This window comes from Agromyces cavernae, from assembly GCF_021044935.1.
GTDB lineage: Bacteria > Actinomycetota > Actinomycetes > Actinomycetales > Microbacteriaceae > Agromyces > Agromyces cavernae.
On sequence record NZ_JAJNMP010000004.1, the window covers coordinates 173,948 to 196,101 of the forward strand.

Here is a 22,154-nt window from a genome sequence, read left to right on the forward strand (position 1 = left end):
CGAGCTTGGCCGTCCCGCGAGCGGGACGATGTCGATCGATCGCGGCCTGCAGGTCCCCTCTGTTGCACAAGGGCGCCACGCGCAGGCCACGTCTGATGAGCTTTCCCGAGACGAACGCGTCGCCGGCGGCGATCAGGTCGTCAAGAGGGAGCAGCATCGACAACTGGCACCACGTGTCGGCGGGCGACGCGACTGGAAGCCCGTTCACCTCGAAGCGCTCGAACCGCTTGATCCGATGCCCGGCCACGCCGGACGTTCGCGGACGACCCCCGTCTGCCGACGACACGTGCAAGGGCCGAGTCACTTCGAGTTCTCCCGGCAGTGGAATCTCGTAGAGCTGGGCCGCCGTCGAATGGCTGAACACCTCGGCCGGGCGCATTCGCGGTCGATATGCGCGACAGAGACCGCGCAGCTCGGTGAGATCGACACCGACGCTGCGAATACCGAAGAACGGACGGTCGACATCGCCGCCGCGCAGTCTGCTCGGACCGAACCCGAATGCGCCCTGAGCGGTCACCGCGAATGCTCGCCGTTGCAAGCGTGGAGGAAGGGGTGTTCGGCGCTTCACTCGCTCAGCTTGCCGATGTGATCACTCATTCGCGCGAGTTTCTCCACAGCCCGGATACCTCAGGCCATCAAGTGGGCGGAGATCGACCTCGCGACGCATGGGGAGGGTCGAACTCAGCCCACTCGATGGCGGTGAGGGGGCGACTCAGCCCTCGAGCGCGGCGACGACCTCGTCGATCGGCACGCTCGTGCGCTCGCCGCTCGCGCGGTCCCAGATCTCGACGACGCCGTCGGCCACACCGCGGCCCGCGATCACGATCTTCGGCACGCCGATGAGTTCGGCGTCCGCGAACTTCACGCCCGGCGACAGCTTGGGCCGGTCGTCGTAGAGCACGTCGAATCGGGATGCCTCGAGCGCGGCGACGATCGTCTCGGCGGCGTCGAACACCGCGGCGTCCTTGCCTGTCGCGAGCACGTGCACGTCGAACGGCGCGACCGCGGCGGGCCACACGAGGCCCTTCTCGTCGTTGTTGCCCTCGGCGAGGATCGCGAGGATGCGCGTGACGCCGATGCCGTAGGAGCCCATGGTGACGGTCGCGAGCTTGCCGTTCTCGTCGAGCACCTTGAGGCCGAGCGCGTCGGCGTACTTGCGGCCGAGCTGGAACACGTGGCCGATCTCCATGCCGCGAGCGAGCTCGACGGGGCCCGAGCCGTCGGGTGCGGGGTCGCCGGCGCGCACGTCGGAGATGTCGATGACGCCGTCGGCGACGAAGTCGCGACCGGCGACGAGCGAGAGCACGTGCTTCTGGTCGATGTTCGCCCCGGTCACCCACGAGGTGCCGTCGACGACGCGCGGGTCGACGAGGAACCGGATGCCGCTGGCCGACGCCTCGCCGAGCACGGGGCCCGTGGGCGACCAGGGGCCGATGTAGCCCTTGACGAGACCGGGGTGCTTCGCGAAGTCGGACTCGGTGGCCGCCTCGACCTCGGCGGGGGCGAACGCGACCTCGGCGCGCTTGACCTCGACCTCGCGGTCGCCGGGCATTCCGACGACGACGAGCTCGCGCTTGCCGTCGAGGTGGGTGAGGGCGAGCACGACGTTCTTGAGCGTGTCGGCGGCGCGCCAGGGGCGGTCGGCGCGCGGCTCGTGCTCGTTGACGTGGTCGACGAGGGTCAGGATCGTGGGGGTGTTCGGCGAGTCGAACACGAGCGGCGCAGGCTGACCGTCGATGGGCAGCGAGTCGGGAACGATCGTCTGGAACGCCTCGACGTTCGCCGCGTACCCGCCCGCCGAGCGCACGAAGGTGTCTTCGCCGACGGGGGTCGGGTGCAGGAACTCCTCGCTCTTCGAGCCGCCCATGGCGCCCGCATCGGCCTGCACGATGACGTACTCGAGCCCGAGGCGCGTGAAGATGCGCTCGTAGGCGTCGCGCTGCGCCTGGTACGAGGCATCCAGACCCTCGTCGGAGACGTCGAACGAGTACGCGTCCTTCATCGTGAACTCGCGCCCGCGCAGCAGGCCGGCACGCGGCCGTGCCTCGTCGCGGTACTTGTCCTGGATCTGGTAGATCGACAGCGGCAGGTCTTTGTAGGAGTTGTAGAGGTCTTTCACGAGCAACGTGAACACCTCTTCGTGCGTCGGCGCGAGCAGGTAGTCGGCGCCCTTGCGATCGTGCAGGCGGAAGAGGGCGTCGCCGTACTCGGTCCACCGGTTGGTCAGCTCGTAGGGCTCGCGCGGCAGCAGCGCCGGGAAGTGCACCTCGTGCGCGCCCGCGTTCGTCATCTCCTCACGGATGATCGCCTCGATCTTCGCCTTCACGCGCAGCCCGAGCGGCAGCCACGCGAACACGCCCGGTGCCTGACGGCGGATGTAGCCGGCGCGTACGAGCAGCTTGTGGCTCGTCACCTCGGCATCGGCTGGGTCTTCGCGGAGGGTACGGAGGAAGTAGTTCGTCAGGCGTGTGGGCACCCGCCCAGTCTAGAAGGCGAGCGGATGCCGCGACCTCACGTCCTCCCCTCGTCACGCTCGCCCGCCGTAGGCTGGGCGCATGTCCGCCCTCCGGTCGCACATCTCGGCTTCGGTCGCCCAGAGCGAGCTCGCGACCGCGCTCGCAGATCTGCGCACGTCGCTCGAGCTGCCCTCCGAGTTCCCGGCGGAGGTCCTCGCCGAGGCCGAGGCCGCGACATCCGCCTCGCCGCCGCCCGAACGCGACCGGCGCGACCTCGAGTTCCTCACGATCGACCCGGTCGGCTCGATGGACCTCGATCAAGCCCTGCACCTGGCACGTCGCGGGGGCGGCTACACGGTGCACTATGCGATCGCGGATGTCCCGGGGTTCGTGAGCCCCGATGGCACGGTCGATCTCGAGGCGCGCGAGCGCGGGCAGACGCTGTACGCGGCCGACGGCCGCATTCCGCTGCACCCGCCCGTGCTCAGCGAAGACCGGGTGTCGCTGCTCCCGGGCGTCGACCGGAGTGCCTACGTGTGGGCGCTCGACCTCGACGAGGCGGGCGCGGTCGTCGACACCCGGCTCGAGCGAGCCGTCGTGCGCTCGCACGAGAGGCTGAGCTATGTCGAGGCGCAGGAGCGCATCGACGCCGGCGCGGCCGACGGGTCGCTCGCCCTGCTGCAGGAGATCGGCCGGCTCCGCATCGAACAGGAGCGGGCGCGCGGCGGCGCGAGCCTGAACTCGCCCGAGGCCGAGATCGTGCGATCCGACGGCGGCTACGCCCTCGAGTGGCGCAGCCTGCTCGCCGTCGAGGACTGGAATGCGCAGCTCTCGCTCATGACCGGCATGGCCGCAGCGCAACTGATGGTCGAAGCCCGCGTCGGCATCCTCCGAACGATGCCCGCTCCCGACGCCTCGCGCGTCGCCGCGTTCCGTACGCAGACCGATGCGCTCGGGCGACCGTGGCCGCAGTCGGTCTCGTACGGCGAGTACCTGCGCGGCCTGGATCGCACCGACCCGGCGAGCCTCGCCGTCATGCGAGCGGCGGGCGGGCTCTTCCGCGGTGCGGGCTACGAGGCGTTCGACGGAACCGTGCCGCGCGACCCGGTGCAGTCGGCGATCGCTGCGCCGTATGCGCACGTCACCGCGCCACTGCGTCGACTCGTCGATCGGTGGGGCCTCGTCGTGTGCGAGGCGGTGAGCGCCGGGCGCGAGGTGCCGGCGTGGGCGCGGCAGTCGCTCGCGGCACTGCCCTCCCTCATGGGTGTCTCGACGCAACGAGCGAGCCAGCTCGAATCGGCATCGGTCGCCAGGGTCGAGGCGGCCGTGCTCGCCGACCGCGTCGGTGAGCGCTTCGAGGCCACGGTGCTCGAGGTGCGCGACGATCGCGCGGTCGTGCAGCTCGCCGAGCCCCCGGTCACGGCCACGTGCCCGGCGAGTGATCGAACCCGTCCCGGTCAGCGCGTGCCTGTCGTGCTCGCGAGCGCCGACATCGCTTCGGGCGCCGTGGAGCTCGCGCTCGCGGACTGAGTCCGCTCGGCGAGCCCTGCGGTTGCTCGCGCTCGTCAGACGTTCCCGTCGACGTCTTCCTCATCGTCGAGCGCGAACTCCTCGAGATCCTGCTCTGCGGCCGTCGCGGCCGCGTCGGCGCCTTCTGCGGCGTCCTCTTCAGCCGCGTCCTCCTCGATGCCCTCGTGCAGCGTGCCCATCCCGTCGGGGTACCCGGCCTGGTCGGGATACTCGAACTCGAACTTGTCGCCACTCATCGCGATCCCCTCTCGCGCACGGATGCCGGTGGGGCATCCGGTGCCGCCCACTGTACTCGCGACGACTCGCGGTTACTACGGCGTGAGCACCTGCGGCGAGCCGACCGGGGCGTCGGTCCCCATCTCGTCGGCGATGCGCTGCGCCTCGGCGATGAGGGTCTCGACGATCTCGGACTCGGGGACGGTCTTGATGACCTCGCCCTTCACGAAGATCTGGCCCTTGCCGTTGCCCGATGCGACGCCGAGATCGGCCTCGCGGGCCTCGCCCGGGCCGTTCACGACGCAACCCATGACGGCGACGCGCAGCGGCACGGTCATGCCTTCGAGTCCATCGGTGACGTCGTTGGCGAGCTTGTAGACGTCGACCTGCGCGCGGCCGCACGAGGGGCACGAGACGATCTCGAGCTTGCGCTCGCGGAGGTTCAGCGACTGCAGGATCTGGAGGCCGACCTTGACCTCTTCGACGGGCGGAGCACTGAGCGACACCCGAATGGTGTCGCCGATGCCCTCGCTGAGCAGGATGCCGAACGCCGTGGCGGACTTGATCGTGCCCTGGAACGCGGGGCCGGCCTCGGTGACGCCGAGGTGCAGAGGCCAGTCGCCGCGCTCGGCGAGCAGGCGGTAGGCCTTCACCATGACGATGGGGTCGTTGTGCTTGACCGAGATCTTGAAGTCGTGGAAGTCGTGCTCTTCGAACAGGCTCGCCTCCCACACGGCCGACTCGACGAGCGCCTCGGGCGTGGCCTTGCCGTACTTCTCGAGCAGGCGCGGGTCGAGCGAGCCCGCGTTCACGCCGATGCGCAGGCTCACTCCGGCGGCCTTCGCGGCCGCGGCGATCTCGCCGACGCGGTCGTCGAACTTGCGGATGTTGCCCGGATTCACGCGCACCGCCGCACAGCCCGCGTCGATCGCGGCGAACACGTAGTTCGGCTGGAAGTGGATGTCGGCGATCACCGGGATCTGGCTCTTCTTCGCGATGATCGGCAACGCCTCGGCGTCGTCGCGGCTCGGCACCGCGACGCGCACGATGTCGCAGCCGGACGCGGTGAGCTCGGCGATCTGCTGCAGCGTGGCGTTGATGTTCGTCGTGGGCGTCGTGGTCATCGACTGCACGCTCACCTGGGCGTCGCCGCCGACGAGCACCTTGCCCACCTTGATCTGGCGCGACTTGCGTCGCGGGGCCAGTACCTCAGGGACTTTGGGCATTCCGAGATTCACAGCAGGCACGGTGCCAGTCTACGGCCGGGCGGCGAAGCAGCGGCTGCGAACGGATGTCGCAACAGCGCACGAAGCCCCTCCCGGGGCCGGGACGGGCTTCGTGCGGGACTCAGCCGATCAGCTCGAGCAGCGCCGCGCGGACCGCGTCGGGGCGCTCGAGGTGCGGCGAATGCCCGCAGTTCTCGAGCTCGAGCTCGGTCACCGCGCCGCCGGCCGTTCGGTAACGATCGAACACCGCCCGGGTCTGCTGGATCATCGGCTGCGGCGGCGCCACGTCGTCGCCGGGCCACCCCGGGATGACGCCCGCCTTGCCGAGCTGGTTGAGGTCGAAGAACGACGCGTCGCCGACGATCGCGTCCTGCGCGCCGTGGATCCAGAGGATCGGGGGCTTCGGGTCGAGGTCGACGATCGCGGTCGTGTCGAACACCGTCGGCGCGAGCGTGTTGAGGATACCCCGATCGCCGGGCGCGAACCCGGGCCAGTTCTCGGACGGCGTGGAGTCACCCGAATAGTTGTCGACGCCGGTCTTCGTCGTGAGCATCGACTCGACCCAGATATCTTCGTGCTCGGCCTCGAATCCCGGCACGACATAGGTCGCACGGAACACCGCGCGCGGCGATCCCGGCTCGTCGCCGCGGTCGCCGCGCGCGATGCGCGCCACGAAATCGGGGTTCGCCCCGCCGCCGCCCGTGCCCGCGGCATCCGAGGTCAGCAGCGAGCCGTCGGCAGCGGTGCCGCCGAACCCGTATGGCGAGACCGGCGCCTGCAGAGTGAGGCTCGCGACGAGATCGGGCCGGTCGAGCAGCAGTTGCATGGCGACGCCGCCGCCGAGACTCCACCCGACCAGGTGCACCGCGCCGAGGCCGAGCGCGTCGATGACGGACGCCACGTCGTCGGAGAAGTCGCGCACTCCGCGTGTGGCGTCGACCGGCAGCGTCTCGCTGTCGCCGAACCCGCGCAGGTCGATCGCGAGCGCTCGCACGTCGTCGGGCAGCGAGAGCATGAGCGGCTGCCAGAACAGCGACGAGGAGACGTTGCCGTGCACGAAGACGACGGTCCTCGTCGCGGCATCGGATGGGCGCTCGAGCACGTTCGCGGTGAGCCGAGGGGTCTCGACCCGACTGGTGGTGATGCCCGGGAAGATCGTGTCGACCATGTGATGCCTTTCGTGAGCGGTGGGTCTCGATACGGCCCGTGCGGGCCTACTCGTCCGACGAGACGTGCGGCCGGCCTACCCGACCGCTGAGGTGTCGAGCGGCGGCTCGGTGGCGGCGACGACCTCGTCGACGGTGACGCCGGGTGCGAGCTCGACGAGCTTGAGCCCGTCGTGCGTGATGTCGATGACGGCGAGGTCGGTGATGATGCGGTCGACGACGCGCTTGCCGGTCAGCGGCAGCGAGCACTCGTTGACGATCTTCGCCGAGCCGTCTTTCGCGACGTGCTCCATGAGCACGATCTTGCGGCGGGCGCCGTGGACGAGGTCCATCGCACCGCCGGGCCCCTTCACCATCTTGCCGGGGATCATCCAGTTGGCGAGGTCGCCGTCCGCGGAGACCTGCATGGCTCCGAGGATGGCGGCGTCGATCTTGCCGCCGCGGATCATGCCGAAGCTCGTCGCCGAGTCGAAGTACGCGGCGCCGGGCAGCACCGTGACGGTCTCTTTGCCGGCGTTGATGAGGTCGGGGTCGACGGCGTCTTCGGTCGGGTAGGGGCCGACGCCGAGGATGCCGTTCTCGGACTGCAGCAGGATCGTGACGTCGTCGGCCACGTAGTTCGGCACGAGCGTCGGCAGCCCGATGCCGAGGTTCACGTACGAACCGTTGGAGAGTTCCTTCGCGGCCCGGGCCGCCATCTCGAGACGTGTGAGTGCCATTGCTCAGGCTCCTTCCGGCATCTCGCGGGATGCCGCTTTCTCGACGGAAACGGTGCGACGTTCGATGCGCTTCTCGATGTCGGGACCCACGACGACGATGCGGTCGACGTAGATGCCGGGCAGGTGCACGGCGTCGGGATCGATCTCACCCGCATCGACGATCTCCTCGACCTGGGCGATGCAGACGCGCCCGGCCATCGCGGCGAGCGGCGAGAAGTTGCGCGCCGACTTGTCGAACACGAGGTTGCCGAATCGGTCGCCCTTGAGGGCGTGCACGAGCGCGAAATCGGTCGTGATGGCCTCTTCGAGTACGAACTCGCGGGCCTCGCCGTCGACGTCGAACGACTGCACCTGCTTCGGCGAGCTCGCCACGGCGATCGTGCCGTCGGCATGGTACCGACGCGGCAGGCCGCCCTCCGCGACCTGGGTGCCGACGCCGGTCTGGGTGAAGAACCCCGCGATGCCGCTGCCGCCGGCGCGGAGCTTCTCGGCGAGCGTGCCCTGGGGGGTGAGCTCGAGCTCGAGCTCACCCGAGAGGTACTGGCGCTCGAATTCCTTGTTCTCGCCGACGTACGACGAGGTCATCTTGGCGATGCGCTGCTTCGCGAGCAGCACGCCGAGCCCCCAGTCGTCGACGCCGCAGTTGTTCGAGACGACCGAGAGCCTGTCGACGCCTGCGTCGAGCAGTGCCTGGATGAGGACCATGGGGATGCCGCAGAGCCCGAACCCGCCGACGGCGAGACTGGCTCCGGAGGGGATGTCGGCGACCGCCTCTTGAGCGGACCCGACCACCTTGTCGAGTGTCACGATGCACCTTCCTGTGTTTGCGCGGCCTGGATGCGGTCGCGGATGACGGGCATCACACTATCCACTCCGGGGGCCGACATGACGATCGTGTAGTGATTGACGTCGGCGACGTCGTGGACGACGAGTTGCGGCATCCGGACCGCCCACTCGGCGGTGAGCGCATCGGAGTACAGCGGAGCCCCATCGAGCAGGCCGCGCGGCGCGCGGAAGAAGTCGACCGGCCCGGGCGTCGCGAGCAGCGCCTCGGTGTAGCCGGCCGATCCGTCGAGTTCGACCGCATTCACCGCGACGGCGGCGGCGCTCGCAGAGCTGCGCAGCGCGGGCTCGTCGCCGTCGAGGTCGTACCGGACGTACGCCTCGATCGCGGAGTTCCAGTACGGGCCGAGCGCGGGATGCCGCTGCCAGAACTCCACGTAGTCGGCGCGGCTGGGGAACGTCATCGACAACCGCTCGAGCGCCGGCCCGAGCAGCACCTTCGGCAGGTCCTCGGGGGCGATGCCCTCGGGGCTCGGCACCGGCAGGCCGCCGTCGATGAGCGCGAGGCCGGCGACCCGGTCGGGGTGGCGCTCGGCGAAGCGAACCGAGACGAACGCGCCCATCGAGTGCCCGACCACGTAGACGCGCTCGACGTCGAGCGCGTCGAGCGTCGCGGCGAGGTCGTCGGCGTGCTGCACGAGCCCGTACGGCGCGGGGAGGCCGTTGCTGCGGCCCCGGCCGCGCAGGTCGGGAGCGATCACGCGCCGGCCCGGCAGGGCGTCGGCGACGAGGTCCCAGTTGCGGTGGCTCGCCGTGATGCCGTGCACCGCGAGCACTGCGAGGCCCGGGGCATCCGCTCGCCATTGCCCGCCCGCCAGGTCGCCGCCGGCGACGGGGGCGGCGAAGGTGGTCTCGGTCATCGTGCGCTCCATCCGCCGTCCATGACATAGCTCGCCCCGGTCGCCATGCCGGCCTCGGGGCTCGCGAGCCAGAGCGCGAGGCTCGCGACTTCGGCCGGCTCAACGAGGCGTTTGATCGCCGACTCGGTGAGCATGATCTTGGGCAGCACCTCGTCTTCGGTGATGCCGTGCAGGCGGGCCTGGTCGGCGATCTGCTTCTCGACGAGCGGTGTTCGCACGTAGCCGGGGTTGATGCAGTTCGACGTGACGCCGTGCGGGCCGCCCTCGAGTGCGGTGACCTTCGACAGACCCTCGAGGCCGTGCTTCGCGGCGACGTACGCCGACTTGAACGGCGAGGCGCGCAGGCCGTGCACGCTCGAGATGTTGATGATGCGACCGAACCCGCGCTCGTACATGCCGGGCAGCGCCGCGCGGATGAGCAGGAACGGCGACTCGAGCATGAGCTTCAGGATGAACGCGAACCGCTCGGGTTCGAACTCCTCGATGGGGCGCACGTGCTGGATGCCGGCGTTGTTCACGAGGATGTCGGCGTCGAGCGTGAGATCGGCGAGCGCTGCGGTGTCGCCGAGGTCGACCTGCCAGGCCTCGCCGCCGACATCGCGGGCGACCCGCTCGGCGGCCTCGCCGTTCAGGTCGGCGATCACGACATGGGCGCCGGCTGCGGCGAAGGCGCGCGCGCACGCCTCGCCGATTCCGCTCGCGCCGCCGGTCACGACCGCCCGCCGCTGGCTCAGATCGGTCACGATTCCTCCTTCTGGGCCGCGTCGGCGCGTCCCGCTCGCGCGGTCTCGGGGCGCCCGAGGGCTCCCTCGATGAACCGCATCATCTCGTCGAGCACGTGCTGGGGCACCTCGCGAGTGCCGCTCGCGGTGGGGTCGGCACCCGCGCCGGGCGCCGCGTCGGGGTCGCCCCAGAGCACCCAGCGCATCCCGATCATCTCGCCGATCCCCATGAGCGCCCACGCGGCCACGGTCGGGTCGATGTCGCTGATCTCGCCGTCGTCGAACGCGTCTCGGAGGCCCTCGATGTAGCCCTCGACGATGCGCGTGTAGTGCAGCCGAAGCGCATCGGGCGACACCTGCTCGGCCTCACGCACGACGCGGTAGAGCCCCGGGTGCTCGGCCGTGAAGCGGAAGAACGCGGCGAAGCCGGCACGCTCGGCCTCGAGCCGGCTGCTCGCGCCACGCGCACCCTCGCTCATCGCCTGGCGCACGCGGTGGTTCAGGTCTTCGACGAGCTCGTTGAAGATCGCGAGCTTCGAGTCGAAGTAGAGGTAGTACGTGCCCTGTCCGACCCCGGCGACATCGGTGATGCGAGAGACGGATGCCTCGTGGTAGCCGGTCGCCGCGAACACGTGCTCGGCCGCCTCGAGCAGCTTGCGCCGGGTCTTCTCGCCGCGTGCGGTGCGAGGTGCGGCGCTCATCGCGCGTCCTCCTCACCCGTGGGTTGAGGAGGTCGCGCAGCGACCGTCTCGAAACCCGGTCGCCCGCGGGGTGGGTTTCGAGACGCATCCTCCTTCGTCGGACGCTCCTCAACCCGCTCGACGTTCTTCTCGCGGTTTCGAGACGCATCCTCCTTCGTCGGACGCTCCTCAACCCGCGGTTCCGCGCCCTCGACGAGCACCCGCCGCAGCACCTTTCCCGCGGTCGAGCGCGGCAGCGCGTCGACGAAATGCACCTCGCGCGGAACCTTGTAGCGTGCGAGCCAGCCGGCAGCGAAGTCCAGCAGCTCGGCGGCATCGGTCACCCGCCCGCGGTTGACGACGACCCAGGCGACGCCGGCCTCTCCCCAGCGGTCGTCGGGCACTCCCGCGACGGCGACGTCGGCAACGGCGGGATGGCCCATGAGCACGGCCTCGACCTCGGCGGGCGCGACTCCCTCGCCACCCGAGATGTAGATGTCCTTGATGCGGTCGACGATCGTGAAGTAGCCGTCGGCGTCTCGCCGCACGAGGTCTCCGGTGCGCAGCCAGCCGTCGACGAGGGTCGCCTCGGTCGCGGCCGGGTCGCGGAAGTAGCCGGCGAACACCGACGGCCCGTGCACGAGCAGTTCGCCCTCGGCCTCGCCGTCGAGGTGCTCGCCGGTGACGGGGTCGGCGACGGCGACATCGACGTGGGGATACGGCTTTCCGGCCGAGCCGGCCCGGCCGAGCGCGTCGTCGTCGGGAAGGCAGAGCACGTTCGGCGAGGCCTCGGTGAGGCCGTAGCCCTGGGTGAGCGCGATGCCGCGCGCGTGCCACGTGCGCAGCAGGGCAGGAGGCATCGGCGCACCGCCGACGATCGTGTGCACGAGGCTCGACAGGTCGGTGCGCGCGAAGTCGGGATGCTGCGCGAGGAACAGGTAGTTCGCGGGCACGCCCATCATCGTCGTGATGCGACGCTCCTGGATGAGGTGCAGCACGCGCGCCGGATCGAAGGTGCGCTCGAGCACCACCGTCGCACCCGTCCACCACGCGAGCAGCGGCTGGATGTTCCACCCGCCGACGTGGTACTGCGGCAGCACGGCGAGCACGGTGTCGCCGGGGCCGATCTCGGCGATGCGCGAGAACGAGAGGTTGGTCCAGAAGCAGTTGGCGTGCGTGAGCACGGCGCCCTTCGGCTTCGCCGTGGTGCCCGACGTGAAGATCATGAGCAGGGCGTCGTCGTCGGCGACGTCGCGAGCGACGGCGGATGACCCGTGCCGCGTGTCATCCGCGGGCGCCGGGACCTCGGCCTCGACGCCGTGCGCGCCGAGCGCGGCCGTGGAGATGCGACGAGCGAGGCGGGCGAGCGTCGCCTTCGCGAGCGACTCGAACTCGGTCTCGACGAGCAGCACCGCCGGCTCGGCGATCTCGAGCTGCTCGGCGAGTTCGCGCGGCGCGAGCCGCCACGACAGCGGCACGAGCGTGAGGCCCGCCTTCGCGCACGCGAAGAACAGCACGACATGGTCGGAGCTGTTGCCCGTGATGGTGGCGATGCGGTCGCCGATCACGTACCCCGCGGCACGCAGGGCCACGGCGAGGCGCTCCGCGCGGGCGTCGAGCTCGCGGTAGCTGATGACGACGCCGCGGTCGTCGATCGCGATGCGCTCGGGGGTCGCCCGCGCCCGATCGCGCGTCCAGCGACCGAGGGTGTGCAGACCGTCAGGCATCCGCGGCCTCCTCCGATTCGACCGGGTGCTGCTTCCGACCGGTTCGGATGCGTTGCGGGATTCCCGCGATCCCCCCGGGCAGGAACAGCACCACGAGGATGAAGAGCGTTCCCAGAATGAACAGCGGCTCGGACAGCGGGACGCGGAGCACGGCGGGCAGACCTGCGATGAAGTCGGAGCCCGCGAGCGCCGTGAGCCGCTGATCGAGCAGTGTGTAGACGATACCGCCCACGATCGCGCCCCAGCGATACCCCACCCCGCCGAGCACGACGATCACGAGGATCGTGAGGGTGAAGTCGGCCGTGGCGATGCGGGGCGCGGCACCCGATTGCAGCAGCAGGTAGCCCATGCCGGCGATCGCGGCGAGCGTCGACGCGACGATGAAGATGAGGAACTTCACCCGGTACGGACGGATGCCGAGCACGCGCACGCGCAACTCGTTCTCGCGCGTCGCCTCGGCGACGTGGCCGGCACGGCTGCGTTCGACCCAGAGCACCACGAGGTAGACGAACACGAGGATGCCGAGCGCCAGCCAGTAGAGGTTGCGCGTGTTGAGCACCCCGACGAGCGCGTCGGGCACGTTGGCGATGTCGAGCGAGAGTCCCTCGTCGCCGCCGGTCGCCCCGCCGGGGTTGCGGCGGATGAGCACCGACCCGGCCTGGGCGAAGGCGAGCGTGACCATCGCGAACGAGATGCCCGTGACCCGAAGGGCCAGCGACCCGACGGTGGCGGCGAGCACGATGCCGAAGACCAGCGTCACGACGATCGACGCGAGGAAGATGAGCTCGCTCGGCCACTCCACCGGCGCGAAGTACTCGAGTGCCATTCCGAGCCCGTACGCGCCCGCGGCGAAGAACAGCGCGTGCCCGAACGAGAGCAGGCCGGCCAAACCGAACATCATGCGGTAGCTGAGCGCGAGCGCCGCGATGAGCATCGCGTAGGCGAGCAGCTGCAGGGTGCCCGGGGTGTAGGTCGGGCCGGGCAGCACGCCCGGGATCTCGATCGCGAGCAGCGGCAGGATCGCGAGCACGACCACGAGCGCGATCCCGCCGATGAGGAGCGCGAGCGGTCGCCGGGTGGATGCCTCGCCGCCCGCCTTGCCGTCGGGTGCCGGTGCGGGCGCCTCGGTCGCTGAGCCAGTCGACGCGGGCGCGGAATCGGTGAGCTGCTGGTTCATGCGACCTTCCCCATGAGTCCACGCGGGCGCACGAGCAGCACCGCGGCGAGGGCGATGACGACGACGAGGTCGCCGGTGCCGCCGAGGTAGAAGTTGGCGAACTGCTGGAGCACCGCCACGAGCACCGACGCGATCGCCGCTCCCGTCAGCGAGCCGAGACCGCCGATGACGGTGACGATGAACGCGAAGATGAGCAGCACCGATCCGAGGTGCGCCGAGACGTAGCCGTAGTACACCGACGCGAGCACGCCGCCGAGCCCTGCGGCCGCGCCGCCGATCGCGAACACGAGCGTGAACGAGCGCCGCACGTCGATGCCGAGCGCCGTCACCATCGAGCGGTTCTCGACGCCGGCGCGGATGATCAGCCCGTAGCGGGTCCTGCGGAGGAACAGCACGATGCCGCCGAGCACGAGCGCCGCGCAGGCGATGAGCAGGAACCGGTCGTTCGGGATCTTCGCGCCGAGGATCTCGGTGGTCTGCGTGAGCCAGTCGGGCTTCGCCGTGTAGATCGGGTCGGTGCCCCAGATGCCCTCGAAGAGCGCGACGCTCGCGAGCGAGAGGCCGACGGTGACGAGCGCCTGCTCGATGTGCCGCTCGTAGAGCCGGCGGATGAGGAAGTACTCGGTCGCCGCCGCGACGATCGCGCCGACGATCATGCCGACGAGTGCGGAGAGCAGGAGGCCCCACCAGGTGCCGTCGGACACCCGGCGGCCGACCTCCCAGCCGAGGAAGGCGGCGATCGTGAGGAACGCGCCGTGGGCGAAGTTCAGGACGCCCATGAGCCCGTAGATGAGCGAGAGGCCGCTCGCGACGAGGAAGTAGAGGGCGCCGAGCCCGAGTCCGGTGATGACGAGGAGGAGCACGGTGCTCATCGGAGTTCCTCCGTGATGTCGATGGATGCCGCGGGGACGGCGTCGTGGGCGGATTCGTCGGTGGCCACGCCGAGGTATCGCTGGATGCGAGCCTCGTCGTCGAGCAGGTCGGCGGCGGATCCGCTGAACACCACGCGCCCGCCCGAGAGCACCACGACCCGCTCGGCGAGCTTGCGGATGACGTGCAGGTTCTGTTCGACGAGGAGGATCGGCACGGTCTTCGCGGCCTCGGCGAGCGCGGCGGCGACCTCGTCGACGATGCGCGGGGCGAGGCCCTTCGTGGGCTCGTCGACGAGCAGCAGCCGGTTCTCGTTCACGAGCGCCCTGGCGAGCGACACCATCTGCTGCTGGCCGCCCGAGAGCGTGCCGGCGCGCTGTGCGCGACGGGCGTGGATGTCGGGGAACAGCCGCTCGATGAGCTCGCGGCGCGGCCGGTCGTCGCGTTCGGCGAGCCGCAGGTTCTCGGCGACGCTGAGCGAGCCGAACACCTCGCGGTCCTCGGGCACGTAGCCGACGCCGCGCTGCACGATGCGGTGCGTCGGGAGCCGGTCGATGCGCTCACCGCCGAGGCGCACGTCGCCCGTGCGGTCGATGAGTCCGAGGATGGACTTGATCGTCGAGGTCTTGCCGACGCCGTTGCGGCCGAGCAGGGCGGTCACACCCGAGGCGGGGACCTCGAACGAGACGTCCTCGACGACCTGCTGCCCGGCGATGCGGCCGTGCAGGCCCTCGACGACGAGGATGGGCGCGCTCATACCGGCTCTCCAAGGTAGGCGGACTGCACCGTGGGATTCGCCATCACGGCCGCGGGGGTGTCGACGGCGAGCAGTTCGCCGTGGTGCATGACCGCGACGCGGTCGACGAGGCCGAGCACGACCTCCATGTGGTGCTCGACCATCAGCACCGTGCGCCCGCCGCGGTGCAGGCCGCGGATGACCTCGGTGATCGCGGGCACGTCGCCCGAGGCGACCCCGGCCATCGGCTCGTCGAGCAGGATGACCTTCGGATCCATGGCGATGAGCATCGCGATCTCGAGCTTGCGCTTCTCGCCGTGCGCGAGCCCCGAGGCCGTGGCGTCGGCCCGGTCGGCGAGGCCGACCTCGGCGAGCGCCGTTCGCGCGGCCGTGGTCGCGGCATCCGTGCGACGAGGAGTGCGGAAGACGGATGTCGCGTGCCCGGCGTGCGCCTGGGCCGCGAGCCGCACGTTCTCGAGCACGGTGAGCGCCGGGAACAGGCTCGACGTCTGGAACGTGCGCCCGAGCCCCGCCGTCGCCCGACGGTGGATCGGCACCTGGGTGACATCGCGCCCGTCGAGGTGCACCGTGCCCTCGGTGGGACGCACGACGCCCGAGATGACGTTGAAGAGGGTCGTCTTGCCGGCGCCGTTGGGGCCGATCACCCCCAGCATCTCGCCCGCGGGCACCCGCAGCGACACATCCTGGAGGATGCGCGCGCCGCCGATGCGCAGGCCGATGTGCTCGAGGGTGAGCACCGCGTGGTCGGTCATGGTCGCCTTACTGGTCGTACCGTCGGGGGGATGGTCCGGCGGCCGCGTCGGGGCGCGACCGCCGGACTGCTCAGCGGGTGCTCAGCCGGCGGCCGGCGGAGCGACCTCTTCGGCGTCGACCGTGTCGATGAGCTCGGGCACCCAGTCGGCGCCGTCCTGCACGAGCTTGGCCTGGTACATCGGCTGGATGACCGCGTGGTCGCCTTCGCGCACGGTGATCTCGCCCTTGACCGAGTCGAACGTGTAGCCCTCGAGCGCGCCGATCATGCCGTCGACGGTGTCGCCGCCCTCGCGCACCGCCTGCACGATCATCTGCGCGGCGACGAAGCCGTCGGGCGAGAACAGGTCGGCGACCGCGCCTTCACCGTCGAGGTACTCGATCATCGCGGCCTCGGCGTCGGTGCCCGAGGCTCCGCCGAAGTAGTGGTTGAGGAACGAGATGTCGGCGGAGGCGTCGCCGTAGGCGCCGTAGGTCGCCACGTCGCCGAGGCCGGTGACGACCGGGACGGCGTCGAACACGCCCTGCTGCGACAGCGCCGTCCACATCGCACCCGACGAGGCTCCGGCCCACGCGACGAACACGAGGTCGGGCGAGGCGGCGAGCAGCTGCTGCGCGAACGGGGTGAACTCGGTGGCGTCTTCGGCCACGAGCACGCCCTCGACCGTGGCGCCCTGGCCGCCGAGCACGGCCTCCACGCCGGCGAGGTTGCCCTGGCCGAACGCGGTGTCCTGCGCGAACACGACGACCTTCTTGCCCTCGGGGTCGCCGATGAAGGTACCGGCGGTCGCGACGTCCTGGAAGGTCTGGCGGCCCGACCGGAAGGTGTACTCGTTGACCCCCGTGATGGCGTCGGTCGCGGCGGGGCCCGAGATGTAGAGGATCTTGTTCTGGGCGGCCTGCTCGGCGAGTGCCGTGGCGATGCCCGAGACGACGGTGCCGGCGATGATCTGCGTGCCCTGGCCGATGACGTCCTTCGCGAGCGAGACGGCCGTGTCGGGGTTGCCCTGGTCGTCGAGCCACTCGATGTCGAGTTCGCGGCCGTCGACCGTGCCGGTGCCGTCGGTGGCGTAGTCGAGGCCCGCCTCGAAGCCCTTGGTGTAGGCCTCGCCGTAGGCCGCGAGCGGACCGGTCTGGCTCGTGATCATCGAGACCGACACCGGAGCGCCGGCATCGGTCGCTCCGGCGTCGCCGCCGCCCGAGGTGGTCGGCGCGCACCCGACCAGTGCAATGGTCGCGGCGGCGATGACGGCCGTCGCGAGGTACTTCTTCGTAACCCGCATTGGATTGCCTCTCAACAGTGAATGGCTGGACGTGTGATGCAGAACCTGACAGGTGGTTCAGGTGTCATGAACGTACCATAGAGTTGAACGCGAGCAGCTCGCAACCGAACGAAGGAGTTCCGAAGACATGAGCATCCCCGACGTCGTCATCATCGCGGGGGCACGCACCCCGTTCGCCCGTATCAACGGCAACCTCGCGAACCAGTCGGCGGTTCAGCTCGGCACCGTCGCCATCCGTGGCGCTCTCGAGAAGGCCGGGGTCTCCCCCGACGACGTCGACGCCGTCATCATGGGCCAGGTGCTGCAGGCCGGCGCCGGCCAGAACCCCGCCAAGCAGTCCGCCGTCGCCGCCGGCATCCCGTGGCGCGTTCCCGCGACGACCCTCAACAAGGTGTGCCTCTCGGGCCTCGTCGCCATCACCGACGCGGCACGCCTCATCCGCCTCGGCGAGGCGTCCGTCGTCGTCGCCGGCGGACAGGAGTCGATGACCAACGCGCCCCACCTGCTGCCCGGTTCCCGCGCCGGCCACGTGTACGGCTCGGTCGAGATGCTCGACCATGCCGCCGCCGACGGCCTCACCGACGCGTTCGACCACGACTCGATGGGCGCCTCGACCGAGCGCTTCAATGCCCGCTACGGCATCGAGCGTCCTGAGCAGGACGAGATCGCGGCCGCCTCGCACGTGCGCGCCGGCGGCGCCCAAGCGTCCGGGGTCTTCGCCGACGAGATCGTGCCCGTCGAGATCCCGCAGCGCAAGGGCGACCCGGTCGTCGTCGACGCCGACCAGGGCGTTCGGCCCGACTCCACCGTCGAGGTGCTCGCGAAGCTGCGCCCGGCCTTCACCGCCGACGGCTCGATCACCGCGGGCAACTCGTCGCCGCTCTCCGACGGCGCGGCCGCCGTGGTGGTCGCGAGCCGCGAATGGGCCGAGTCGAAGGGGCTGCCGTGGCTCGCCCTCGTCGGTGCCGCCGGACAGGTCGCCGGGCCCGACAACTCGCTGCACTCCCAGCCGTCGAACGCGATCGCCGCGGCCCTCGAGAAGGGCGGCGTCGCGGCATCCGACCTCGACGTCGTCGAGATCAACGAGGCGTTCGCCGCGGTCTCGCTGCAGTCCACGCGCGACCTCGACCTCTCGAGCGACATCGTCAACATGCACGGCGGCGCGATCGCCCTCGGCCACCCGATCGGCGCTTCGGGCGCACGCCTCGCACTGCACGCGGCGCTCGAGCTGTCGCGTCGGGGCGGCGGCAATGCCGCGGTCGCGCTCTGCGGCGGCGGCGGCCAGGGCGAGGCGCTGCTGCTTTCGCGCTGACCACGGCCTTCGTCGGTCGAGTAGGCGCGAAGCGGTCGGTCGAGTAGGCGCGAAGCGCCGTATCGAGACCACGTGACCCGGGTATCGATACGCGCCTTCGGCGCTACTCGACCGACGCCCGCGCGTGCGACGATGTGTGCCATGAGCACGCCGGCCGCGCACCCCCCGCTCGACCACCGCCTACGGCGCATGGTCGGTCGCGACCCGAACGAGCCGCACCGCGCCGCGACCCCGCTCGAGCTCCTCTTCGACCTGACGTTCGTCGTCGCGTTCAGCCAGGCCGGCGCGCAGGCGGCGCACCTGCTCGAACTCGGGCACTGGGGCCCGGCGTTCCTGGGCTTCTCGCTCGCGGTGTTCGCGATCTGCCTCGCGTGGATCAACTACTCGTGGCTCGCGTCGGCGTACGACACCGACGACGCGTTCTTCCGCATCGCGACCATGGTGCAGATGCTCGGGGTGCTCGTGCTCGCCCTCGGGCTCCCGCCGGCGTTCCAATCGATCGACGAGGGCGAACACCTCGACAACGGCGTGATGATCGCCGGCTACGTGATCATGCGCGTCGCGACCATCGCCCTCTGGCTGCGCATCGCCCGCCACGACCCCGCGCACCGGCCGTCGGCGCTCACCTACGCGATCGCCGTCGGCGCCATCCAGGTCGGCTGGGTGATCTCCATCTTCATCAACCCGTCGCTGCCGGTGATGCTCGGCATCTTCGCGGTCCTCGGCACGCTCGAACTGGTCTGCCCCTACGTGATCGAGCGCCGGGTGGGCGGCACCCCGTGGCACGCCCACCACATCGCCGAGCGCTACGGGCTGCTCGTCATCATCACTCTCGGCGAGGTCGTGCTCGGCACGATCCTCGCGATCTCGGCCGTGGTCGAGGAGCAGGACTGGTCGGTCGAGGCGGCCCTCGTCGCGTTCGGCGGCACCCTGCTGGCGTTCGCCATGTGGTGGGTGTACTTCACGATGCCGTCGGCCAAGGTGCTGACGCGCTTCCGCAAGCGCGGGTTCATCTGGGGATACGGGCACTTCTTCATCTTCGGCTCGCTCGCCGCGACCGGTGCCGGCCTGCACGTCGCGGCCTACGTGATCGAGGGCGTCGCGCACATCGGCACGATCGAGGCGATGCTCACTGTCGCAGTGCCCGTCGGCGTCTTCCTGATCGCGCTGTTCACCGTCTACTCGCTGCTGCTGCGCCAGTTCGACCCGTTCCACATCTGGCTCTTCATCGGCAGCATCGTCATGCTCGTGATCGCGGTGTGGGCGGTCGCCGCGGGCGCGAGCATGGGCACGGGCATCGTGCTCGCCGCGCTCTCGCCCGTCGTCGTCATCGTCGGCTACGAGACCGTCGGCCACCGGCACCAGGCGGCAGCGCTCGAGCGGGCGCTCGCCGGCTGACCGAACGTCGACGAGGGGCGGATGCCGCGACATCCGCCCCTCGCGATCTGCGAACGCTACGCGTTCGGCCGGTTCGCACGCAGCACCTCGAGGCGTGCGCGGTACTCGGTCTCGTCGATGTCGCCCTTCGCGAACCGCTCGGCGAGCGTCGACTCGGCGCTCGCGCCGGCGCGCATCCACGGCGGGCCGTACGAGCCTTCGGGTCCGCCTTGCGCCCAGAAGCGACGCCGGCTGCGCATGATCAGGAAGATGATGAGCCCGATGACCAGGAACCAGAAGATCGGGACGAGGATGAAGGCCCATCCGAACCCGGGCCCCCAAGGGCCGGTGTGGGCGGCCACCGAGGTGGCGGCGAGCGTGGCGAGCATGAGGTTCTCCCGTGTTCGTGCGGCCTGCGGTTCAGGCCGTCGAGACGAGTCTCGCGAGCACCGGGGAACGGCGAATCCGCCCGGCGGAGTCACCTGGGCTGCTCCCCCGGGAGCAGGCCGGCACCTGCTCCCACCTGCCGACGCTATTGCCAGCCGGGCGCGACGAGCCCCGACTCGTAGGCGACCACCACGAGGTGCACCCGGTCGCGGGCGTGCAGCTTCGACATGATCCGCGACACGTGCGTCTTCGACGTGAGGGGCGAGAGCACGAGCCGCTCGGCGATCTCGTCGTTCGTGAGCCCCTGCCCGACGAGGCGCAGCACCTCGCGCTCGCGTTCGGTGAGGGCAGCGAGGCGCTGCTCGTCGGGTGCGTCGCGCAGGCCGACCGCCATGCGCTCGAGCAGGCGCTTCGTGACTCCCGGCGAGAGCAGCGCCTCGCCGCTTGCGACGACGCGCACGGCGCGCAGCAGGTCGACGGGCTCGGTGTCCTTCACGAGGAATCCGCTCGCGCCGGCGCGCACCGCCCGTGCGACGTACTCGTCGAGCTCGAACGTCGTGACGATGACGACGTGCACGCCGCCGAGCGCCGGGTCGGCGGCGATCTGCTCGGTCGCCCAGAGCCCGTCGGTGCCGGGCATGCGGATGTCCATGAGCACGACGTCGACGGGCTCGCGACGCACGAGCTCGAGGAGCTCTTCACCCGTCGACGCCTCGCCGACGACGTGGATGTCGGGTTCGGCCTCGAGCAGGGCTCGGAAGCCCGCGCGCACGAGCACCTGGTCGTCGGCGAGCGCGACGCGGATCACGCGGCGGCCCGCCACGGCAGTCGTGCGATCACCCTGAGCCCGCCGAGTTCGGATGACTCGAGGTCGACGGTTCCGCCGAGCAGGGTCGCACGCTCGCGCATGCCGAGGATGCCGGTGCCGGTGTACTCCTCGTCGACGGCATCCCCGCCGGAACGCTCCGTGAACCCGGCCCCGTCGTCGTCGATCGTGACCACGAGGTCGTCGCCGACGTGCTCGAGCTCGACGACGGCGCGCGTGGCACCGGCGTGCCGCACCACGTTCGTGAGCGCCTCCTGCACGATGCGGTAGGCCGCGAACTGCGCGGCGCGCCCGGGCACGTCGTCGAGCCGGTCGATGAGCTCGGCCGAGAAGTCGGGTGATTCCACGCCCCGCAGCAGGCGCGGCAACTCGGCGATCTCGGCCTGCGGCGCGAGCGGGGCGTCGCCGTCGCGGATGACGCCGAGCACGCTGCGCACCTCGTCGAGCGCCGTCTTCGACGTCTCCTTGATGCTGCTGAGGGCGGTGCGCGCCTGCTCGGGGTCGCGGTCCATGAGGTGCAGCCCGACGCTCGCCTGCACGTTGATCTGCGAGAGCGCATGGCCGATGACGTCATGCAGTTCGCGCGCGATGCGCACGCGTTCGCGCGCTTCGGCCGACCTGCGACGGCGCAGCGCCTGCTCCCGGTACGCGGCGGCGCGGGTGCGCCTGACCCGCACGAACCAGCCGATGCCGAAGCATGCCGCGAGCGCCAGGGTGGTCGTCGCGATGCGGAACGGATGCCACGACAGCCCGAGCACGGCGCCGAGCCAGATCGCGGCGATCCACGCCGCGACGGTCGCGACTGCCGCCCACACTACCGCCCCGCGGGCGACCGCGAGCACGATCGCGAACGCGACGGCGACGTACGGCGGCCCCGCGTCGGGGGTGACGAGCAGGTCTGCGAGCGCGAGCGCCGCGACCACCGCGACCGTCGGCCCGGGGAACCGTCGCGAGGCGAGCAGTGCGAGCGGCCCCGCCACGGCGAGTGCGACGTGCAGCGATCCCGCCGCCCAGCCCGCATGCGTCCAGACGGCGATGCCGATCGCTGCGGGCACCTGCACGAGCAGGCTGATGACGACGGGCGCGAGCAGCACGAACGCTGCCGGTGGCCGTCGGTATCGGTCGGGAGGCGGGCCCCACGGTGCCCCGGGCATCGCCCGATCGGGGGGGCCGCTCCACGCGGGCGCGGGCATTCCTCGATCGTAATGCCCCGGCCGCACGCGCGAATCTGCCGGGCGAAGGCTCACGCCCTACTCCCCCGGGTGTACGG

At 70.7% G+C, this 22,154-nt stretch carries 22 protein-coding genes; 4 read left to right on the plus strand and 18 right to left on the minus strand.

The window, feature by feature from the left end; genetic code table 11:
* The first annotated feature begins 28 nt into the window (after positions 1–28).
* The gene (locus LQ757_RS16475; protein WP_231048356.1) at positions 29–589 is read left to right on the plus strand and encodes a hypothetical protein; all 561 of its coding nucleotides are present in this window, start codon (positions 29–31) and stop codon (positions 587–589) included.
* A gap of 123 nt (positions 590–712) precedes the next feature.
* Here the strand turns inward: LQ757_RS16475 and LQ757_RS16480 are convergent, their stop codons facing one another.
* Entirely contained in the window at positions 713–2,476 is a 1,764-nt protein-coding gene (locus LQ757_RS16480; RefSeq protein WP_231048357.1) for a proline--tRNA ligase, read from the minus strand.
* Positions 2,477–2,555: 79 nt separating this feature from the next.
* Here LQ757_RS16480 and LQ757_RS16485 point away from each other — a divergent pair, with 79 nt between their 5' ends.
* Entirely contained in the window at positions 2,556–3,986 is a 1,431-nt protein-coding gene (locus tag LQ757_RS16485; RefSeq protein WP_231048358.1) for an RNB domain-containing ribonuclease, read from the plus strand.
* Between the two features lie 35 nt (positions 3,987–4,021).
* Here LQ757_RS16485 and LQ757_RS16490 read toward each other — a convergent pair whose 3' ends face one another.
* From LQ757_RS16490 to LQ757_RS16555, 14 genes are all read right to left on the minus strand, one after another.
* Positions 4,022–4,222 carry a hypothetical protein gene (locus LQ757_RS16490; RefSeq protein WP_231048359.1) on the minus strand — a complete coding sequence of 67 codons (201 nt, stop codon included), beginning with the start codon at positions 4,220–4,222 and terminating at the stop codon, positions 4,022–4,024.
* 75 nt (positions 4,223–4,297) lie between these two features.
* Positions 4,298–5,428 (minus strand): flavodoxin-dependent (E)-4-hydroxy-3-methylbut-2-enyl-diphosphate synthase, encoded by a 1,131-nt coding sequence (ispG, locus tag LQ757_RS16495; RefSeq protein ID WP_231048360.1) that lies wholly within the window; start codon positions 5,426–5,428, stop codon positions 4,298–4,300.
* Positions 5,429–5,549: 121 nt separating this feature from the next.
* Positions 5,550–6,596 carry an alpha/beta hydrolase gene (locus LQ757_RS16500; RefSeq protein WP_231048361.1) on the minus strand — a complete coding sequence of 349 codons (1,047 nt, stop codon included), beginning with the start codon at positions 6,594–6,596 and terminating at the stop codon, positions 5,550–5,552.
* Positions 6,597–6,671: 75 nt separating this feature from the next.
* On the minus strand, positions 6,672–7,313 hold the full coding sequence (locus LQ757_RS16505) for a CoA transferase subunit B (protein WP_231048362.1): 642 nt from the start codon (positions 7,311–7,313) through the stop codon (positions 6,672–6,674).
* A 3-nt stretch (positions 7,314–7,316) separates the two neighbouring features.
* Entirely contained in the window at positions 7,317–8,120 is an 804-nt protein-coding gene (locus LQ757_RS16510; protein ID WP_231048363.1) for a CoA transferase subunit A, read from the minus strand.
* Positions 8,117–9,016 carry an alpha/beta fold hydrolase gene (locus LQ757_RS16515; RefSeq protein ID WP_231048364.1) on the minus strand — a complete coding sequence of 300 codons (900 nt, stop codon included), beginning with the start codon at positions 9,014–9,016 and terminating at the stop codon, positions 8,117–8,119. Before LQ757_RS16515 ends, LQ757_RS16510 begins: the two co-directional genes overlap by 4 nt.
* The gene (locus tag LQ757_RS16520; RefSeq protein WP_231048365.1) at positions 9,013–9,759 is read right to left on the minus strand and encodes a 3-hydroxybutyrate dehydrogenase; all 747 of its coding nucleotides are present in this window, start codon (positions 9,757–9,759) and stop codon (positions 9,013–9,015) included. The genes LQ757_RS16515 and LQ757_RS16520 overlap by 4 nt, the downstream gene beginning before the upstream one ends.
* Complete coding sequence (locus LQ757_RS16525; RefSeq protein ID WP_231048366.1) at positions 9,756–10,439, minus strand: TetR/AcrR family transcriptional regulator; 684 nt, start codon at positions 10,437–10,439, stop codon at positions 9,756–9,758. Before LQ757_RS16525 ends, LQ757_RS16520 begins: the two co-directional genes overlap by 4 nt.
* Positions 10,436–12,145 (minus strand): class I adenylate-forming enzyme family protein, encoded by a 1,710-nt coding sequence (locus LQ757_RS16530; protein ID WP_231048367.1) that lies wholly within the window; start codon positions 12,143–12,145, stop codon positions 10,436–10,438. Before LQ757_RS16530 ends, LQ757_RS16525 begins: the two co-directional genes overlap by 4 nt.
* Positions 12,138–13,322 carry a branched-chain amino acid ABC transporter permease gene (locus tag LQ757_RS16535; RefSeq protein WP_231048368.1) on the minus strand — a complete coding sequence of 395 codons (1,185 nt, stop codon included), beginning with the start codon at positions 13,320–13,322 and terminating at the stop codon, positions 12,138–12,140. Before LQ757_RS16535 ends, LQ757_RS16530 begins: the two co-directional genes overlap by 8 nt.
* Positions 13,319–14,194 carry a branched-chain amino acid ABC transporter permease gene (locus LQ757_RS16540; protein ID WP_231048369.1) on the minus strand — a complete coding sequence of 292 codons (876 nt, stop codon included), beginning with the start codon at positions 14,192–14,194 and terminating at the stop codon, positions 13,319–13,321. Before LQ757_RS16540 ends, LQ757_RS16535 begins: the two co-directional genes overlap by 4 nt.
* Positions 14,191–14,949, minus strand: a complete 759-nt coding sequence (locus LQ757_RS16545; RefSeq protein ID WP_231048370.1) for an ABC transporter ATP-binding protein — start codon at positions 14,947–14,949, stop codon at positions 14,191–14,193. The genes LQ757_RS16540 and LQ757_RS16545 overlap by 4 nt, the downstream gene beginning before the upstream one ends.
* Positions 14,946–15,701: an ABC transporter ATP-binding protein gene (locus LQ757_RS16550; protein WP_231048371.1), complete on the minus strand. Its 756-nt coding sequence runs from the start codon at positions 15,699–15,701 to the stop codon at positions 14,946–14,948. The genes LQ757_RS16545 and LQ757_RS16550 overlap by 4 nt, the downstream gene beginning before the upstream one ends.
* An 81-nt stretch (positions 15,702–15,782) precedes the next feature.
* A complete protein-coding gene (locus tag LQ757_RS16555) occupies positions 15,783–16,982 on the minus strand; it encodes a substrate-binding domain-containing protein (RefSeq protein WP_231048372.1) in 1,200 nt (399 codons plus the stop codon).
* 127 nt (positions 16,983–17,109) lie between these two features.
* On the opposite strand from LQ757_RS16555, the gene LQ757_RS16560 reads away from it, so the two are divergent.
* On the plus strand, positions 17,110–18,294 hold the full coding sequence (locus LQ757_RS16560; protein WP_231048373.1) for an acetyl-CoA C-acetyltransferase: 1,185 nt from the start codon (positions 17,110–17,112) through the stop codon (positions 18,292–18,294).
* Positions 18,295–18,435: 141 nt separating this feature from the next.
* On the plus strand, positions 18,436–19,692 hold the full coding sequence (locus tag LQ757_RS16565) for a low temperature requirement protein A (protein ID WP_231048374.1): 1,257 nt from the start codon (positions 18,436–18,438) through the stop codon (positions 19,690–19,692).
* 56 nt (positions 19,693–19,748) lie between these two features.
* Here the strand turns inward: LQ757_RS16565 and LQ757_RS16570 are convergent, their stop codons facing one another.
* The 3 genes from LQ757_RS16570 to LQ757_RS16580 form a co-directional block, all read right to left on the minus strand.
* Positions 19,749–20,060, minus strand: coding sequence for an SHOCT domain-containing protein (locus LQ757_RS16570; protein WP_231048375.1), 312 nt, complete (start codon positions 20,058–20,060; stop codon positions 19,749–19,751).
* 143 nt (positions 20,061–20,203) lie between these two features.
* Positions 20,204–20,866 carry a response regulator gene (locus LQ757_RS16575; RefSeq protein ID WP_231048376.1) on the minus strand — a complete coding sequence of 221 codons (663 nt, stop codon included), beginning with the start codon at positions 20,864–20,866 and terminating at the stop codon, positions 20,204–20,206.
* Positions 20,863–22,077: a sensor histidine kinase gene (locus tag LQ757_RS16580; protein WP_231048377.1), complete on the minus strand. Its 1,215-nt coding sequence runs from the start codon at positions 22,075–22,077 to the stop codon at positions 20,863–20,865. The genes LQ757_RS16575 and LQ757_RS16580 overlap by 4 nt, the downstream gene beginning before the upstream one ends.
* Between the last annotated feature and the right edge of the window lie 77 nt (positions 22,078–22,154).